Genomic DNA, 18,459 nt, shown 5'->3' with positions numbered 1-18,459 from the left:
GAGGAGAAATCTGACTCTCCATTAACCACATCACGGACTTAAGGAGGTATGTCTCGTGGCAAAAAAAGTAGAAAAAATCGTTAAGTTGCAAATTCCAGCAGGAAAGGCAACACCAGCTCCACCAGTTGGACCAGCATTAGGTCAAGCAGGTATTAATATTATGGGATTTACAAAGGAATTTAATGCACGTACAGCAGACCAAGCAGGTCTTATTATTCCTGTAGTTATTTCTGTTTATGAAGATCGTTCATTTACCTTTGTAACAAAAACGCCACCTGCTGCAGTTTTATTAAAAAAAGCAGCAAAAGTCGATAAGGGTTCAGGTGAACCAAATAAAACGAAAGTTGCCAAAGTAACCAGTGATCAAGTAAAAGAAATCGCTGAATTAAAAATGGCAGACCTAAACGCTGCTAACGTTGAGTCAGCAATGCGCATGGTTGAAGGAACTGCACGAAGCATGGGGATTACTGTAGAATAATTTTAGTAATCTTGGGAAGTAGCTTCTCTGTTTATTTCATATTGAAAAATATGAATTACGTGGGAGGTTCGACCGTTATAACCACAATCAAGGAGGAAACAAAATGGCTAAAAAAAGCAAAAAGATGCAAGATGCATTAAAAAAAGTTGATATAACAAAAGTTTACTCAGTTACAGAAGCTGTGGCTTTAGCAAAAGAAACAAACACAGCAAAATTCGATGCAACAGTTGAAGTAGCTTATCGATTAAACGTTGACCCTAAAAAAGCGGATCAGCAAATTCGTGGTGCTGTTGTTCTTCCTAATGGTACAGGTAAAACACAAACTGTTTTAGTATTTGCCAAAGGTGAAAAAGCAAAAGAAGCAGAAGCAGCTGGAGCTGATTATGTTGGTGAAGCAGACATGGTACAGAAAATTCAAGACGGTTGGTTTGGATTTGATGTTGTAGTCGCTACACCTGATATGATGGCTGAAGTTGGTAAATTAGGTCGAGTATTAGGACCTAAAGGATTAATGCCTAATCCAAAAACTGGTACTGTAACAATGGATGTAACAAAAGCAATAAATGAAGTAAAAGCCGGTAAGGTAACTTATCGTGTAGATAAAGCTGGAAATGTTCATGTACCAATTGGTAAGGTATCTTTTGACGCAGAAAAATTAATTGAAAACTTTAATACAATTAATGATACTTTGTTAAAAGCAAAACCATCAACAGCTAAGGGACAATATATCAAAAACATCTCAGTTACAACAACTTTTGGACCAGGTATTCACGTTGATCAATTTTCATTTTAATTTAATGAAATAAGAATACTTAGAATTTTGAAAAGAAATTCTATATCCATTTATTGAAATTTCGGCTTTACTCATCATATTATGTATGATATGATGAGTAAAGCTAAATAGTAATGTACCGAAGACAGTAGGTGGCGATTGCCTTAATCATTCCTACCGAGGACAATCATGATTGTTAACAATAATCAGTCGTTCTCTATGTCTACGGTGACATGGAGTTTTTTTATTTATTCGAGAGTTAAACTTTAAATGATTCGTTTAAGCAATGATGAAAAAATTCCGTATCATCAATCAGGAGGTGAAAGAAATGAGTGAAGCAGCAATTGCAAAAAAAGCAAGTTTAGTTGATGAAACAACTGAAAAATTTAACCAAGCTGCATCAGTAGTTATTGTTGATTATCGTGGTTTAACTGTTGAAGAAGTTACCAATTTACGTAAACAATTGCGTGAGGCAAACGTTGAAATGAAAGTAATCAAAAATTCGATTCTTTCACGAGCAGCACAAAAAGCTGGCTTAGAAGGATTGGAAGAAGTATTTACTGGACCAACGGCAGTTGCATTTAGTAATGAGGATATCGTAGCACCTGCAAAAATTATCGATACATTTGCAAACGAAGCAAGTGCATTGGAAATTAAAGGTGGCATTATTGAAGGTAAAATTTCTTCAGTTGAAGAAATCGTTGCTTTGGCAAAACTTCCAAATCGCGAAGGATTATTATCTATGTTGCTATCTGTGCTACAAGCACCTGTACGCAATGTGGCTTATGCTGTCAAGGCAGTATCAGACAGCAAAGAAGATGTTGCTTAATTTTAGCAGCATAAATTCATTAAATTAATAAAGAACAATAAAATTGGAGGAAATACAAAATGGCATTGAACATTGAAAATATTGTCGAAGAATTAAAGGGTGCGACAATTTTAGAATTAAACGACTTAGTTAAAGCTATTGAAGAAGAATTTAACGTATCAGCAGCAGCACCAGTTGCAGCAGCAGCAGGTCCAGCAGCAGCAGAAGAACAAACTGAATTTACTGTTGAATTAACTTCTGCTGGTGATCAAAAAGTGAAAGTTATTAAAGCAGTCCGTGAAGCAACTGGTTTAGGATTGAAAGAAGCAAAAGCTGTTGTTGATGGCGCACCTGCACCAGTTAAAGAAAATATTCCTAAAGACGAAGCCGATGCATTAAAAACAGCTTTAGAAGAAGTTGGCGCATCAGTAACTGTAAAATAATTAAATAACATTGCTTAAGACTAAAATCCTTATTTTTAAGGATTTTAGTCTTTTTTTTATATAAAAATATTATTTCTTATTCGCAATAATAAGAATAAGAAAAAGTAAGACAATTCTATCTTTAAAATAATATTTTTTATATTTTAAAATATTATTTAATAATTGATAATTTAATTTTGCCATATTCATTTCTAAAATTAATTCATTTACTAGTTTATTTAAAAACAAATTATTCTAATTAAAATCAATTGAAATGGATTGAATGATAGATTTTTAACAAAATAAGTATCTTTATAATTATTTAATTGCATTAGAAAAAAATAATTTGGAAAAAAATAAGATTATTATTTATTTTTTAAATTATAAAATAAATATTATTAGTAAAATAAAATTATTTAAAAAATATTAAATGCTTTTTTGTCTTTCTTGATGGGTTTATTTTTAAGTATTTCGTACACAGTAAACGTATAAATAGAAAATCTAATAGAAGAAGGGAGGAAAGCGCATATAAAAGATAAATTGTTTAGATAAGTTGATAAAAATGAGGAATTATAAAGCGTAAATGCACATTACTTATATTGTTTACTGAATTAATGAAATAATGGATCAAACTGTTGAATAGATAAGAAAATCAACTTTTCAGTATTATGATCAAAAAATCTATCTATCAATGAAACTAGCTAGAATGATTATACTTGATGGATTGAATGAAAATATCTCATAAACTAGTTTGATATAAAACTAATTTTTCAATAAATATTGATACAGAAAATAATCATTTAGCTACTTATTATTTGAATGAAACATAAGAAATTGAATGAGGTGAAAGAATGGAATTAATTGTTAATGGATTTGCTTGTAAAATAAAAAACCAACTAATAGAGATTACCTTTTCTTCAAAAGTGAGAGCAACTTCACTATTATATAAAGGAAAAGAAATGATTGATGTCAAAAATAGTCCTAAAGAAGGAAATAGTTTTTATTGCGATTATTTTGATGGACAACTTCATGGCGTCACACCAACAGAATTAAAAGTAATTGAAAACAATAATAACTGGATACACATTGCCTATATTGATGATAAAACACCAGTAAATCTAGAGTATCATTTACTTGTTAAAAACAATGACCCAGCCATCTATGGCTATGTTATTGCTTCGACAAAAGATGTAGGGCATGAAATTGGCCAATTTAGAACTGTTTATCGGGTGAATAGAACATTGTTTCCAATTGCCTATAATCATGAACGTCAAGGACTGCAACCTTCTTAAAAATATTTGGCTAAACATGAAAAGCTTCAAGATGAAACATTTAAATTACCTGATAGTGGGAAATACTCGAATAGTAATATTTATTCTAAATATGATTACTCTGGATATTTCAAAGACAATGATTTTTGGGGACATTATGGTGAAAAATACGGTTTTTGGTTTATTCCAATTGATAAAAGTGGGTATGCCTCCGGTCCTTTAAGACAAGATTTATTGGTTCATTATGATGGAATTACACTAAATTGTTTAAGTGGATCACATTATGGTGTAGATTCATTTAACGCCTCACCGAATTGGCAAAAATTATATGGACCTTGGTGTATCTATATAAATGATGGAAATGATAAAATAACCGATGTAAAGAAAAGAGTTGCACAGGAATAAGTACATTTTCCTAACACTTGGTTATCATCAAAGGAGAAAAACTATCCAAAACAAGTATTTACTTTAACAGGTAATCTTCAACTGAATCAGGAAGATAAAACTTATGATTGGATGGTTGTTTTAACTAATGAAAAAGGAGACTACTATAATCATAATGCAGGACACATCTATTATGCAGAAACAAAGAAAAGTAATCACTTTACAATGAATCACATCCAGCCGGACACTTATTATATGTATGCATATATTCGTCATACAGGTATTTCAGAAGAATTTTATTTAGGTAGTTATAAGATTAATAAAAATTTAAATCTAGATAAATTAATCGTTGATTACAAAGAGAAACCATTAATTTGGAAAATAGGTGGCTATTCCAAAACAACTGAATCATTTAAATTTGGCGATCAATTACGTAATCATATTTGGAAAGATTTAACACCTGCAACTCTTAACTATCGAATTGGTAGTAAAGATGATTGGTACTATCTGCAAAGTAATCGCGGAGAATGGATGATTCAGTTTAAAAAGCCTAAACAAACAGCTAAAAATTACTTGTTAACCGTTTGCTTAGCTGGAACGTCCTATCAAGCAAGTAGTGAACAAGCAGGAACAGATATAAAATACACAGTGAAATTAAATGATACAATTTTGAATACGTATACTTTTGAAAATGACAGAAGCGCTTATCGTTCAAGTGTAACAGGTGGACGTACCCAAAAATTACAAATGAAAATATCAGCTGAACAATTAATAGATAACAATGTTATTCATTTTCAAACAAATGGTTATGTTGCATATGATATGATTAAATTAGAGATTGAAGAATGAATAGAAAGATTGAAGAATAAATAGAAAAATAGAAAATGAACCATTGCTTATTATTAAAAGAGAGTTATCTAGATAACTCTCTTTTAAATTTGTTGATAACTATTCGGTTGTAGATTCTTATGAAAATTTTAGTCTTATTTTTTTATTGGTATAATTATCAAACTTTAAAGCAAATATAACAAAGAAATTTTGATAGATGGCTATTGAATAAACAAATCAATGCAATTGATTTTTATTGATTAAATAAATTTAGTGATTCATTGAAAAAGATAATTTCTGTTATTGAAATAATTTTGTTAACTACCTAAAAACCTATCATAAGTCGTATCAATCGTAATTTTTATAAAAATCATCTAAAATTTAATATGTGTAGACTTCTTGAAGAAGGAAAATGAGGGAGAGATAATTATGGATAAAGAGATAATTTTAAACTTAACATGTAAAGGATGTTCAAAAGACATCATAGGTAGATTTTTGTTAAACATCCGAACAGATAGTAAAGGAAATTATCGAATAAATATTCCATTTGAAACATTACAATTAGGAAATAATGAAGTTGAATTACAAAGCAAAGAAACAATATTAGATAATAAATTAAATTTATTTTATAATTGTCCATTTTGTGGTGTAGAAAATATTGTATCTATTTCAGTAACAGATGAACTAAAAAAAGTTAGTCGTTTTATGTAATTATAAATTAAATAGAAATTTTTATCCTAAGTCTTGGATAAGGGTGGTTGCTATTGATTTTGATATAGGACAAAATCATAAATATATAAAATTTGTTTTTTCACTAAGAATGGAGAAATAACAATGAAAATAGCTATTGTAGGTGCAAGTGGTAGAGTAGGTTCTCTCATTTTGAAAGAAGCAAAACAACGAAATTTAAACGTTACAGCTATTGTGAGAGATAGACAAAAAATAACTAATGATGTTCCTATCCTAGAAAAAAATGTTTACCAATTAACAACAGAAGATATTCAAAAATTTGATGTGTTGGTAAGTGCTTTAGGATTTTGGGAAAATTTTCAACAATTTTCAACTTCTATGGAGCATTTGATCACTATTTTAACTGGGCAAAAGACAAGATTAATTGTTGTTGGTGGTGCTAGTAGTTTATTTGTTAACTCCGAACATACAGAACGATTAAAAGATACACCTGATTTTCCAAAAACTACCTATCAAATAGGAAATGCCATGGTTGAGAGTTTATTATTACTAGAAAAATCAAAAGATGTTCATTGGACATATATTAGTCCAGCAAAAACCTTTGATGCAAATGGAGAGGTCACTGGTCATTATTTTACAGCTGGTGATGAACTGACTTATAATCAAGATGGAAATAGCTATATTAGTTATGGTGATTATGCACGTGCTATGGTAGATGAAATTGAGAATAACCAATATCCTAACCAACATTTTAGTGTCTATAGCTGAAAGACTACCTAATTCTTTTTCTATTTTAAATAAAAGACACATACTAATAAATTGCTTGTAAGCTAATTTCGCCAGAACAGAGCAATTTTTTAGTGCCATCTACTAATCGAACGACTAACTCACCTTTTAAATTAATCGTTTCTGCCAATCCTGTGTATTCTTTTTTATTTTGCATAAAAGAAACTTTTTTTCCTAAGACCAATGAATATTTTTTATATTCATCGATGATTTGCTCATTCGTTGAATGGACTAATATTTTGTAAAATTGATTCCAAATTTCTGCAATTAATTCATTTCTTGTAACGGTATATTGACCATTTGGAAATAAAGAAGTAACTTTTGATTGTAATTCATCTGGAAATTCAATTTGTTTAATAGAAAAATTTAATCCAATACCAATAATAATGCTAGAAATTTGACCTGCTTCCATATCACTGATCGCCTCAGTAAGAATGCCACAGACCTTTTTATCATTTATATAAATATCATTAACCCACTTAATTTTTGGAGAAATATCTAATAGCTTATTTAATGCGCGTACAACTGCAACAGCAGTAATAATGGTATAATTTGTAATTTCACTAAATTTTTGATTTGGATGAAGGATTAAACTCATATAAATACCTGCACCTGGCTTTGCAAAAAATGGACGGCCAAAGCGCCCAACTGAAAATTTTTGCATATCAGCGACCAATAAAGTGTGTGCAGGTGTCTGATCTAAAATCGCTAATTTTGCATCTTTCATAGTTGATTCAGAATTCGCCATTTTTTTTATTGTTAAGGTAGGTGCAGTAGAGCAAAGATTGGCATTTATACCAGGAATAGATAGCAGGTTAGTCTCTTTATAAAGATAACCTTGTGAGTTACTTTCAATTGAAAAACTACTTTTCCGTAATTGGTTAATAGCTTTCCAAATAGCAGTTCGAGAAATGGTTAATTCATTTGCCATGTATTCCCCTGATACACGTTCAGGTGCATGTTTCATAAGAAAGGCTAAGACATCATTTTTTGTAGACATAAGAACTCCTTAAATAATAAACCGTTAAAAATTTTTAGCATTGATCCCATGATTGCTTTATTTACTTTTTGTATGTGTGGATTATTCAAATCTTATCAGCAATTAATGAATAAGACAATAGAAAAAATAATTGAGTAGGGCAATTATTTTTTTATTTTGAACTTATAAGATAGAGATGTGGAGAGAAACAAATCATAAATTCATTTTAAAAATGAATTGTTCTTCTAGTAAATTAGTGACTACTTCTATGAAACCATTCTATTAATCGAATCACTGTTAATCCTATTTTGACTTTCTAAGTAATAGCTACATCCTATTTTTGTTGCTTGATAAGGTTAAAAATAAATAATTTTTGTTATTACAATGCAATTTTCATAAATATAGATAACCATAAAGGCGGTTAGCGTTATTCTTTCATTAAATGTTTGGTAGCTTTCATATTGTTTTATATTTTATTAATGATTATTCACGTTTTTAATAAATTCCAATAATAACACCGCATAAAATGCATCAAAACAGTTGACAAATTATATAAGCTATAGTAGAATGAAGAATGCGAAAACTATCTAAAATATTAAAGCAGGAACGAAATATTGTCCGTTCCGGTTTTTATATGGAAAACAAAAATAGAAACTCATGAAAATTAGTCTTGAGGGCATGTTCTATTTTTGGTTTTTTTTGCCTAAAAACCGCAAAAAATGCTTTTTGTTACGTAATTATAATCAAAGTAACTTAAATGTAATTTTTTAGGTCAGTTTTGGTAGAAATATACTCAAAGGGGTGAAGAACTTGGCTGGACACGTAGTAAAATACGGAAAACATCGCGAACGTAGAAGTTTCGCACGTATCAGTGAAGTGCTAGAATTACCAAATTTAATCGAAATCCAAACAGACTCTTATCAATGGTTTTTAGATGAAGGATTACGAGAAATGTTCGAGGACATTTTACCTATTGAAGATTTTCAAGGAAAGCTTTCTTTAGAGTTTGTTGATTATGAACTAAAAGAGCCAAAATATACAGTAGAAGAAGCACGTGCGCATGATGCAAACTACTCTGCCCCCCTTCATGTTACCTTACGCTTAACCAATCGTGAGACGGGTGAAATAAAATCACAAGAAGTTTTCTTTGGTGATTTTCCTTTAATGACTGAAATGGGTACGTTCATTATTAATGGAGCAGAACGGGTAATTGTTTCACAGTTAGTTCGTTCCCCGGGTGTTTATTTTCATGGCAAGGTTGATAAAAATGGCAAAGAAGGTTTTGGTTCAACTGTTATTCCAAACCGTGGTGCTTGGCTAGAGTTAGAAACGGACGCAAAAGATATTTCTTATGTAAGGATTGACCGTACACGTAAAATTCCATTGACTGTTCTTGTTCGTGCTTTAGGATTTGGATCAGATGATACGATTTTTGAAATCTTTGGAGATAGTGAAAGTTTACGTAATACAATTGAAAAAGATTTACATAAAAATACAAATGATTCACGTACTGAAGAAGGATTAAAAGATATTTATGAACGTTTACGTCCAGGTGAACCAAAAACAGCGGACAGTTCACGTAACTTATTAAATGCTCGCTTTTTTGATCCAAAACGGTATGATCTAGCAAGTGTGGGTCGTTATAAAGTAAATAAAAAATTAGATTTAAAGACTCGTTTATTAAATCTAACATTAGGTGAAACCCTTGTTGATCCAGAAACAGGTGAAATTCTTGCTGAGAAGGAAACAATCCTAACTCATCAAGTAATAGAAACATTGAATGATGCCCTTGATCATGGCCTAAACAGCATTACTTACTATCCAAGTGAGGATGGTGTAGCGACTGAACCTGTAACAGTTCAGACAATTAAGGTTGTTTCGCCTAAAGATCCAGAACGAGTAATTAATGTAGTGGGAAATAATTATCCAACAAATGATGTAAAAACAATTCAACCAGCTGATATTATTGCATCAATGAGTTATTTCTTCAACTTGATGGAAGGTATTGGTAATGTTGATGATATTGACCATTTAGGAAATCGCCGAATTCGTTCGGTTGGTGAATTATTACAAAATCAATTTCGCATTGGTTTGGCAAGAATGGAGCGTGTCGTTCGTGAACGGATGTCTATCCAAGACACTGAAACACTAACACCTCAATTGTTGATTAATATTCGCCCTGTAGTAGCTAGTATTAAAGAATTTTTCGGTTCTTCACAATTATCACAATTTATGGATCAAACAAATCCGCTAGGTGAATTGACACATAAACGTCGTTTATCTGCTTTAGGACCTGGTGGACTAACACGTGATCGTGCTGGTTATGAAGTGCGAGATGTTCATTACTCTCACTATGGACGTATGTGTCCAATTGAAACACCCGAAGGTCCAAATATTGGATTGATCAATAGCTTATCTAGCTATGCAAAGGTAAATAAATTTGGCTTTATTGAGACACCTTATCGACGAGTGAATCGTGAAACAAGCCAAGTAACAAATCAAGTAGACTATCTAACTGCTGATATTGAAGACCATTATATTGTTGCTCAGGCAAATTCACCATTAAATGAAGATGGTACCTTCGCTGAGGATGTTGTTATGGCTCGTCTTCAAAGCGAAAACTTAGAAGTTGCTGTTGAGAAAGTGGATTACATGGATGTTTCACCAAAACAAGTAGTTGCAGTAGCTACTGCATGTATTCCTTTCTTAGAAAATGATGACTCCAACCGAGCTTTAATGGGAGCAAACATGCAACGTCAGGCTGTTCCATTGGTTTCACCACATTCACCGCTTGTTGGTACTGGGATGGAATACAAATCAGCTCATGACTCAGGTGCTTCCTTATTATGTAAATATGATGGTGTAGTTGAATATGTTGATGCATCTGAGATTCGTGTTCGAAGAAATAATGGTGCTTTAGACAAATATATGGTAACAAAATTCCGTCGCTCAAACTCAGGAACAAGTTATAATCAACGTCCAATTATCCATTTAGGTGAAAAAGTTGAAAAAGGGGATATTTTAGCTGATGGTCCTTCGATGGAAGAAGGAGAAATGGCTTTAGGACAAAATGTCTTGGTCGCTTTTATGACTTGGGAAGGCTATAACTATGAAGACGCGGTTATTATGAGTCGACGTTTGGTTAAAGATGATGTATACACTTCTATTCATATTGAAGAATATGAATCTGAAGCACGAGATACAAAATTAGGACCAGAAGAAATTACTCGTGAAATTCCTAATGTAGGAGAAGATGCGTTAAAAGACCTAGATGAAATGGGAATTATTCGAATCGGTGCTGAAGTTCATGATGGGGATCTATTAGTTGGTAAGGTAACTCCTAAAGGCGTAACAGAACTTTCAGCAGAAGAACGTTTATTGCATGCGATTTTTGGTGAAAAAGCACGTGAGGTACGTGATACATCACTTCGTGTACCACATGGCGGTGGTGGCATTGTTCATGATGTCAAGATTTTCACTCGTGAAGCGGGCGATGAATTATCTCCAGGTGTCAATATTCTTGTTCGTGTATACATTGTTCAAAAACGGAAAATCCACGAAGGAGATAAAATGGCTGGTCGTCATGGAAATAAAGGGGTTGTGTCTAGAATTATGCCGGAAGAAGATATGCCGTTTCTTCCAGATGGAACACCAATTGATATTATGTTAAATCCTTTAGGTGTGCCATCACGTATGAATATTGGACAAGTGTTAGAACTTCATTTAGGAATGGCTGCCCGTCAATTAGGTATTCATGTTGCTACACCAGTCTTTGATGGAGCAATTGATGAAGATGTTTGGGAAACTGTTCGTGAAGCAGGTATGGCTAGTGATGCTAAGACTATTTTATATGATGGGCGTACCGGTGAACCGTTTGATAATCGTATATCTGTTGGTGTCATGTACATGATTAAATTAGCACATATGGTCGATGATAAATTACATGCTCGTTCAATTGGACCTTATTCATTAGTTACTCAACAACCTCTAGGTGGGAAAGCACAATTTGGTGGACAACGATTTGGTGAAATGGAAGTATGGGCATTGGAAGCTTATGGTGCAGCTTATACTTTACAAGAAATCTTAACCTACAAATCTGATGACGTAGTTGGTCGTGTAAAAACTTACGAAGCTATTGTCAAAAATGAGCCAATTCCAAAACCAGGTGTTCCTGAATCATTCCGAGTACTGGTCAAAGAACTCCAAGCCTTAGGTTTGAACATGCGTGTATTAAATATTGACGAAAAAGAAATTGAGTTAAGAGACATGGATGATGATGATGACGATTTGATCACTGTTGATGCATTAACAAAATTTGCTGAGCAGCAATCGGCAAAACAATTGGAACAAGAAGCATATGCTTTAAATGATGATGAAGCAGATGATACAATTCAAAAATTTGAAACAGCCGAAGATGATTTAGATAAATAGATACGTCAATTGTTTTAAAAAAGCAAAGCAAAGCGATAAGAAGTTTAAAAATATTTTCCCGCCAGATATGAAAGATCTGTAAAAATAAATAGCTGTTTATTTTAATACAGATTTTTCATAGTAAAGGAATTATTTTGAACATCTGACAATCAAGGAAATGGAGGGAATTCCTTTTGATCGATGTAAATAATTTTGAAAGTATGCAAATTGGATTAGCTTCTCCAGAAAAAATTAGAAGCTGGTCATATGGTGAAGTAAAAAAACCTGAGACTATTAATTATCGAACACTAAAACCAGAGCGTGAAGGTTTGTTTTGTGAGCGAATCTTTGGACCAACGAAAGACTGGGAATGTGCCTGTGGGAAGTACAAGAGAATTCGTTATAAAGGCATTGTTTGTGATCGCTGTGGCGTTGAAGTTACTCGTTCTAAGGTACGTCGTGAGAGAATGGGACATATTGAACTAGCAGCACCTGTATCACATATTTGGTACTTTAAAGGAATTCCTTCACGAATGGGTCTAGTTTTAGATATGAGTCCGCGTGCTTTGGAAGAAATTATCTATTTTGCCTCTTATGTAGTTATTGAGCCTGGAAATACATCACTTGAAAAGAAACAATTATTGACAGAACGTGAATATAGAGAAAAACGTGAGCAATATGGACAAGAATTCACTGCTGCGATGGGTGCAGAAGCAATTAAGCAGTTACTTGACAATGTTGATGTTGAAGGTGAAGTAGCTGAATTAAAAGAAGAGTTGAAAACAGCACAAGGACAAAAACGGACACGTGCTATTCGTCGTTTGGATATACTTGAAGCATTTCGATCTTCTGGTAATCAATTAAGTTGGATGATTATGGACGTTATTCCTGTTATTCCACCTGATTTACGACCAATGGTTCAGCTTGAAGGTGGACGTTTCGCTACTTCTGATTTGAATGATTTATATCGACGTGTAATTAACCGAAATAATCGGTTAAAACGATTATTAGATTTAAATGCACCGAACATTATTGTTCAAAATGAAAAACGTATGTTACAAGAAGCGGTAGATGCATTGATTGACAATGGTAGACGTGGTCGTCCGGTAACTGGACCAGGGAATCGTCCATTAAAGTCCTTATCACATATGTTGAAAGGAAAGCAAGGTCGTTTCCGTCAAAACTTATTAGGAAAACGTGTTGATTATTCGGGTCGTTCAGTTATTGTTGTTGGTCCATTTTTAAAAATGTATCAGTGTGGACTACCAAAAGAAATGGCACTTGAATTATTCAAACCATTTGTGATGCGTGAGTTGGTTCAGCGTGAAATTGCTACGAATATCAAAAATGCTAAACGAAAAATTGAACGTCAAGAAGATGAAGTTTGGGATATTTTGGAAGAAGTTATTCAAGAACATCCGGTTTTATTAAACCGGGCACCTACACTGCACAGATTAGGTATTCAGGCATTTGAACCAGTATTGGTTGAAGGACGTGCCATTCGGTTGCATCCATTAGCGTGTGAAGCTTATAATGCTGACTTTGATGGTGACCAAATGGCGGTACACGTACCGTTGAATGAAGAAGCTCAAGCAGAAGCAAGAATGTTAATGTTAGCTGCTCAAAATATTCTAAATCCTAAGGATGGAAAACCAGTTGTTACGCCGTCACAAGATATGGTTTTAGGAAATTATTATTTGACAATGGAAGAAAAAGATCGTGAAGGCGAAGGAATGATCTTCCGTGATATGAATGAAGCAGTATTAGCTTGGCAGAATGGTTATGTGCATTTGCATTCAAGAATTGGTGTTCAAACAACATTATTAGGCGAAAAACCATTTACTGAATGGCAAAAAGAACGTATTTTAATTACAACCGTTGGAAAAATTATTTTCAATGAAATCATGCCAATGGAATTTCCTTATTTAAATGAACCAACAGATTATAATCTGACTGTTCAAACTCCAGATAAATACTTTGTTGAAGCAGGGGTAGACATTCCTGCCCATATTAAAGAACAGGAATTAATTCTGCCGTTTAAGAAGAAAAATCTAGGAAATATCATCTCAGAAGTCTTCAAACGATTCCATGTCACGGAAACATCTAAAATGCTGGATCGAATGAAGGATTTAGGATATAAACATTCAACCTATGCTGGAATGACAGTTGGGATTGCTGATATCATGGTTTTACATGAAAAACAAGCAATTATCGATGAAGCTCATAAGCAAGTTGATGTCATCATAACAAAACAATTTCGTCGTGGATTAATTACAAACACTGAACGTTACGAGAGAGTTATTGCTGTATGGAATGCTTCAAAAGATGAAATTCAACAGGAATTGATGGAAAGTTTGGATGCTAAAAATCCAATCTTTATGATGTCTGATTCTGGTGCTCGTGGTAATATTTCTAACTTTACTCAGCTTGCTGGGATGCGTGGATTGATGGCAGCTCCTAATGGACAGATTATGGAATTACCAATTATTTCTAATTTCCGTGAGGGACTATCCGTATTAGAAATGTTCATCTCAACTCATGGTGCTCGTAAAGGAATGACAGATACGGCACTTAAAACAGCCGATTCTGGATATTTGACACGTCGTCTAGTCGATGTTGCTCAAGATGTTATTATTCGTGAAGATGATTGTGGTACAGATCGAGGTCTTGAAATTCAGGCAATTCGTGAAGGAAACGAGATTATTGAATCCTTAGAAGAACGTTTAATTGGGCGTTACACGAGAAAATCAGTGATCCATCCAGAAACTAAAAAGGTAATTATTGGTGAAAATCAATTGATCTCTGAAGACATTGCTAGAGAAATTATTGATGCTGGCATTGAAAAAGTAACAATTCGCTCTGTATTTACCTGTAATACTAAACACGGTGTTTGTCATCATTGTTATGGACGTAATTTGGCAACCGGTTCTGATGTTGAGGTTGGTGAAGCAGTTGGAACAATTGCAGCTCAGTCTATCGGTGAACCAGGTACACAGTTGACTATGCGTACTTTCCATACAGGCGGAGTTGCTGGAGATGATATTACTCAAGGGTTACCTCGTATTCAAGAAATTTTTGAAGCACGTAATCCAAAAGGTCAAGCTGTAATTACTGAAGTTACCGGTGAAGTTATTGCAATTACTGAGGACCCAGCAACTCGTACGAAAGAAGTAACAATTAAAGGCGATACAGATACAAGAACTTATACTGTCCCTTACACAGCACGTATGAAGGTTGCTGAAGGAGATAATATTCATCGTGGAACACCATTAACTGAAGGATCCATCGATCCAAAACAATTATTACAAGTACGTGATGTTCTTTCAGTTGAAAATTACTTATTGCGTGAAGTACAACGAGTTTACCGCATGCAAGGTGTGGAAATTGGTGATAAGCATATTGAAGTAATGGTTCGTCAAATGTTGAGAAAAGTTCGTATTATGGATCCAGGTGATACCGAAATCTTACCAGGTACTTTAATGGATATATCAGAATTTAAAGATCGTAATTATGATACATTAATTGTTGGTGGTATACCAGCAACAAGTCGTCCAGTATTATTAGGTATTACTAAAGCTTCATTAGAAACAAATAGCTTCTTATCAGCAGCTTCTTTCCAGGAAACAACACGTGTATTGACAGATGCAGCAATTCGTGGAAAGAAAGATCCGTTGCTTGGTTTGAAAGAAAATGTAATTATTGGTAAAATCATTCCTGCTGGCACAGGAATGGCTCGTTACCGGAACATGGAACCAAAAGAAGTAAAAGAAACAAGTAAAAATGTGTATAGCATTTCTGATATTGAAGCACAAATGGCAGCTGAAGATGCTTTAAATGAGTTAAATAAATAATTTTTAAAAAAAACAAGTTGTAAAACTTTACTAGTTTTACTAACTTGTTTTTTTATTAACAATAAAAATGATTAGATATAGATAAAGTTAACTTTGATTATATATTTATTTTAGCAATTCATGTATAACAAACTAGCCTATTTTTAATTTGATTAATAGAATGTTGCTTAATTTATTGATGAATCATTTTTATTTGTTCAAAATTAATTAATTTTTTCTTGTAAGAATTTATGATAAAGTTAAGAATAATGGTAAAAACTGTAATATAAGGGAGGAAGAATAATGGCAAAAGATTATGAAAAAGCAATTTTTGCTGGTGGTTGTTTTTGGTGTATGGTAAAACCTTTTGATACACAACCTGGAATTCTTGCAGTTGTGTCTGGATATACCGGTGGTGATGTGTCAAATCCAACGTACGAACAAGTGACAACTGGTACGACTGGACATACAGAAGCAGTTGAGATTACTTACGATCCATCAATTATTTCATATGAACAATTAGTTGACATTTATTGGCAACAGACAGATCCAACAGATGAATTTGGTCAATTTGCTGATAGAGGAGATTCTTATCGTCCAGTTATTTATTATAATAATGAGCAACAAAAAGAAATAGCAGAAAAATCAAAAGAAAAATTACAAAAAAGTGGTCGTTTTGATAAACAAATTGTGACACAAATTGAACCAGCTAAAACATTCTATCCAGCGGAAGACTATCATCAAGATTACTATAAAAAAAATTCATTACACTACAATATGTATAGAGAAGGATCTGGAAGAGCAAGATTTATTCGTAAAAATTGGAAAACTAACAAAGAAGATTAAAAATAAAAATTATTTAGAACTGTCGGAATAAAATCAATGGGATTTACGTTCCGACAGTTTTAATTCGTAAAAATGAACATGATAACAATAATTTATTTAAGCATAATTAGATAAACTGTGTAAATTTAGGCAATAATTGTTAAAATTTTTGCTTTTTTAAATAAACTTAATTTCTTATTTATCTATTTACTTTAAATTAAATTATATATACAAATAAAAAAATAAACCTATACTTAAAAAAGGCACAAATGGAATTTTTCGATAATTTTTTTTAAATAATAATTTATTAATAATACAAAAGAGTAGTCCATTAATACTGGCTAAAAAAATAATATGAAGGATGGCTATATGACCTAATAGGATACTCCAGCAACTGAGTAAAATAACATCTCCATATCCCATACTGTTGTTAGTAAAATAGGTAAAACAAGTAAATAAAAGAAAGATACCAATACCCGTTTTCCAAAATAGTGTTTGATTTAAAAACAGGTGTAAGCTTAATAAAAATAAGAATAGTGGATAGAGGATTTTTGGTTCTACCTTCCAATATAAAAAGTCAGTTAGTGATAATAAAAAAGCCTGAAGCAAAAAAATATATATATAAAAGGAAGAAAAATCAATACCATTTTTTAAGACTAGCAAGGAAAAAAATCCACCTAATAATTCTTCTACTAAATAGATACTGGGCAATTGTTTAAGGCAATAACGACAGTGAAAACCTTGAATTAAACATGAAATTATAGGAATTAGATCAATAAATGCAAGCTTTTTTTTGCAATGAATACATTGTGAATGAGTAAAAAATATTGGTTGTTTCATAGGTAATCGTTCTGCGATAACACCACTTGCAGAACCTAAGCAACAACCAAAAATAAATATAAAACAATAATAATTAAACGAAATAATTATCAACCTCCTTAACAGTAAATTACGTAAAATTGTTTATTTTATTTTTTAAATATGCTTAAACTAAGTAAAGTTGAAGTGAATTGATAAATGATTATTCTAAATTTATCTTGTAAAATTTCAATTAAAATAAGTTTTAATTAAAATTTATTTAAATTAAATGATTTAATTATACTTTTTCATCTATTCATACTATAATTTGGTTAGTAAATTATAGGAGATGATATAGAATGAAATATACACAAACGAAAAAAATTTTAAATCAATTGGTTGCTGATTTGAGTCAATTTGCTGTGGTTATTCATCAAACTCATTGGTATATGCGTGGCCCAGAATTCCTTACTCTTCATCCAAAAATGGATGATTATATGGCTGAAATCAATGCACAACTTGATGATGTAGCAGAACGTTTAATTACTCTTGATGGTTCCCCTTATGCCACCTTGAAAGAGTTTGCTGATAATACTAAAATCAAAGATGAAATTGGTAATTGGAATCGTACCATTCCAGAACGAATGGAAAACTTGGTAGCAGGTTATCGTTATTTAGAAGGTTTATATGAAAAAGGTATTGAAGTTTCAGGTAATGAAAATGATTTATCTACACAGGATATACTAATTGCACATAAGGCTGCTCTGGAGAAAAATATCTGGATGTTGCAGGCAAAATTAGGAAAAGCACCAGAAATTGATCCAGATACAAAATAACAGCTTTAAAGATGAAGAAATAAGAAAAGAAAATAGATAGATTTTAAAACAAAAATTTTTGTATTTTGGCTAAAAAACTATTGCATAATATCATTTATTTAAATCAAAAACAAAGATAGGACTTAAATTAATAAATTTAGGTCCTATATTTGTTTTTATAAAAATTCAGCTAAATAATTAAAGTAGTAAAGATCAACAAATTTACAATATACAAAGCTATAAAATTTTGTTAACTATCAAAATTTTGTACTATATATTTATAATTGGTAACAGTAACAAATACTTATTATAATAGTATTAGGTGATGTAATTGAACTTTCTATAAAGATTTTAAATGGAAAT

At 32.2% G+C, this 18,459-nt stretch carries 15 protein-coding genes and 1 other annotated feature; of the genes, 13 read left to right on the top strand and 2 right to left on the bottom strand.

The genetic code is table 11. The annotated features are described in order from the left end of the window. Nucleotides 1–55: 55 nt before the first annotated feature. From rplK to MPTP_RS07860, 9 genes are all read left to right on the top strand, one after another. Entirely contained in the window at nt 56–478 is a 423-nt protein-coding gene (gene rplK / locus MPTP_RS07890) for a 50S ribosomal protein L11 (protein ID WP_013774620.1), read from the top strand. Nucleotides 479–581: 103 nt separating this feature from the next. Beyond that, nucleotides 582–1,271 carry a 50S ribosomal protein L1 gene (rplA, locus tag MPTP_RS07885; RefSeq protein WP_013774619.1) on the top strand — a complete coding sequence of 230 codons (690 nt, stop codon included), beginning with the start codon at nt 582–584 and terminating at the stop codon, nt 1,269–1,271. A 100-nt stretch (nt 1,272–1,371) separates the two neighbouring features. Next, nucleotides 1,372–1,505: a sequence feature (ribosomal protein L10 leader region), on the top strand. A 73-nt stretch (nt 1,506–1,578) separates the two neighbouring features. Beyond that, on the top strand, nt 1,579–2,079 hold the full coding sequence (gene rplJ, locus MPTP_RS07880; RefSeq protein WP_013774618.1) for a 50S ribosomal protein L10: 501 nt from the start codon (nt 1,579–1,581) through the stop codon (nt 2,077–2,079). A gap of 59 nt (nt 2,080–2,138) precedes the next feature. Then, nucleotides 2,139–2,501: a 50S ribosomal protein L7/L12 gene (gene rplL, locus MPTP_RS07875; protein ID WP_013774617.1), complete on the top strand. Its 363-nt coding sequence runs from the start codon at nt 2,139–2,141 to the stop codon at nt 2,499–2,501. 830 nt (nt 2,502–3,331) lie between these two features. Further along, a complete protein-coding gene (locus MPTP_RS10100) occupies nt 3,332–3,772 on the top strand; it encodes a rhamnogalacturonate lyase (protein ID WP_013774615.1) in 441 nt (146 codons plus the stop codon). A 6-nt stretch (nt 3,773–3,778) separates the two neighbouring features. Then, a complete protein-coding gene (locus MPTP_RS10095; RefSeq protein ID WP_013774614.1) occupies nt 3,779–4,156 on the top strand; it encodes a rhamnogalacturonate lyase in 378 nt (125 codons plus the stop codon). A 111-nt stretch (nt 4,157–4,267) separates the two neighbouring features. Next, complete coding sequence (locus MPTP_RS10090) at nt 4,268–4,984, top strand: polysaccharide lyase family protein (RefSeq protein ID WP_013774613.1); 717 nt, start codon at nt 4,268–4,270, stop codon at nt 4,982–4,984. A 408-nt stretch (nt 4,985–5,392) separates the two neighbouring features. Beyond that, on the top strand, nt 5,393–5,674 hold the full coding sequence (locus tag MPTP_RS07865) for a hypothetical protein (RefSeq protein WP_013774612.1): 282 nt from the start codon (nt 5,393–5,395) through the stop codon (nt 5,672–5,674). Between the two features lie 123 nt (nt 5,675–5,797). Next, nucleotides 5,798–6,421 carry an NAD(P)-dependent oxidoreductase gene (locus MPTP_RS07860; protein WP_013774611.1) on the top strand — a complete coding sequence of 208 codons (624 nt, stop codon included), beginning with the start codon at nt 5,798–5,800 and terminating at the stop codon, nt 6,419–6,421. Nucleotides 6,422–6,464: 43 nt separating this feature from the next. On the opposite strand, the gene MPTP_RS07855 is transcribed toward MPTP_RS07860, so the two are convergent. Continuing rightward, nucleotides 6,465–7,439: a biotin--[acetyl-CoA-carboxylase] ligase gene (locus MPTP_RS07855; RefSeq protein ID WP_013774610.1), complete on the bottom strand. Its 975-nt coding sequence runs from the start codon at nt 7,437–7,439 to the stop codon at nt 6,465–6,467. A gap of 789 nt (nt 7,440–8,228) precedes the next feature. On the opposite strand from MPTP_RS07855, the gene rpoB reads away from it, so the two are divergent. From rpoB to msrA, 3 genes are all read left to right on the top strand, one after another. Beyond that, nucleotides 8,229–11,849 carry a DNA-directed RNA polymerase subunit beta gene (gene rpoB, locus MPTP_RS07850; protein ID WP_013774609.1) on the top strand — a complete coding sequence of 1,207 codons (3,621 nt, stop codon included), beginning with the start codon at nt 8,229–8,231 and terminating at the stop codon, nt 11,847–11,849. Between the two features lie 173 nt (nt 11,850–12,022). Further along, complete coding sequence (gene rpoC / locus MPTP_RS07845; protein WP_013774608.1) at nt 12,023–15,679, top strand: DNA-directed RNA polymerase subunit beta'; 3,657 nt, start codon at nt 12,023–12,025, stop codon at nt 15,677–15,679. A 282-nt stretch (nt 15,680–15,961) separates the two neighbouring features. Further along, nucleotides 15,962–16,504 carry a peptide-methionine (S)-S-oxide reductase MsrA gene (gene msrA / locus MPTP_RS07840; protein WP_013774607.1) on the top strand — a complete coding sequence of 181 codons (543 nt, stop codon included), beginning with the start codon at nt 15,962–15,964 and terminating at the stop codon, nt 16,502–16,504. Nucleotides 16,505–16,705: 201 nt separating this feature from the next. Here the strand turns inward: msrA and MPTP_RS07835 are convergent, their stop codons facing one another. After that, nucleotides 16,706–17,416 carry a prepilin peptidase gene (locus tag MPTP_RS07835; RefSeq protein WP_231849639.1) on the bottom strand — a complete coding sequence of 237 codons (711 nt, stop codon included), beginning with the start codon at nt 17,414–17,416 and terminating at the stop codon, nt 16,706–16,708. 224 nt (nt 17,417–17,640) lie between these two features. Between MPTP_RS07835 and MPTP_RS07830 the strand changes: the two genes are divergently transcribed. Next, nucleotides 17,641–18,117 carry a Dps family protein gene (locus MPTP_RS07830; RefSeq protein ID WP_013774605.1) on the top strand — a complete coding sequence of 159 codons (477 nt, stop codon included), beginning with the start codon at nt 17,641–17,643 and terminating at the stop codon, nt 18,115–18,117. The last annotated feature ends 342 nt before the right edge of the window (nt 18,118–18,459 follow it).

The organism is Melissococcus plutonius ATCC 35311 (genome assembly GCF_000270185.1).
Lineage (GTDB): Bacteria > Bacillota > Bacilli > Lactobacillales > Enterococcaceae > Melissococcus > Melissococcus plutonius.
Note: the sequence above shows the minus strand (reverse complement) of the source record. Positions and strands in the feature narration are given on the sequence as shown.

Bases quoted from the DNA above. Each gene is read 5' to 3' on its own strand.
- MPTP_RS07855 (WP_013774610.1), bottom strand. From the start codon at position 7,439: ATGTCTACAAAAAATGATGTCTTAGCCTTTCTTATGAAACATGCACCT.
- rplL (WP_013774617.1), top strand. From the start codon at position 2,139: ATGGCATTGAACATTGAAAATATTGTCGAAGAATTAAAGGGTGCGACA.
- MPTP_RS07830 (WP_013774605.1), top strand. From the start codon at position 17,641: ATGAAATATACACAAACGAAAAAAATTTTAAATCAATTGGTTGCTGAT.
- rplJ (WP_013774618.1), top strand. From the start codon at position 1,579: ATGAGTGAAGCAGCAATTGCAAAAAAAGCAAGTTTAGTTGATGAAACA.
- msrA (WP_013774607.1), top strand. From the start codon at position 15,962: ATGGCAAAAGATTATGAAAAAGCAATTTTTGCTGGTGGTTGTTTTTGG.
- MPTP_RS07860 (WP_013774611.1), top strand. From the start codon at position 5,798: ATGAAAATAGCTATTGTAGGTGCAAGTGGTAGAGTAGGTTCTCTCATT.
- rplA (WP_013774619.1), top strand. From the start codon at position 582: ATGGCTAAAAAAAGCAAAAAGATGCAAGATGCATTAAAAAAAGTTGAT.
- MPTP_RS07865 (WP_013774612.1), top strand. From the start codon at position 5,393: ATGGATAAAGAGATAATTTTAAACTTAACATGTAAAGGATGTTCAAAA.
- MPTP_RS10100 (WP_013774615.1), top strand. From the start codon at position 3,332: ATGGAATTAATTGTTAATGGATTTGCTTGTAAAATAAAAAACCAACTA.
- MPTP_RS10090 (WP_013774613.1), top strand. From the start codon at position 4,268: ATGGTTGTTTTAACTAATGAAAAAGGAGACTACTATAATCATAATGCA.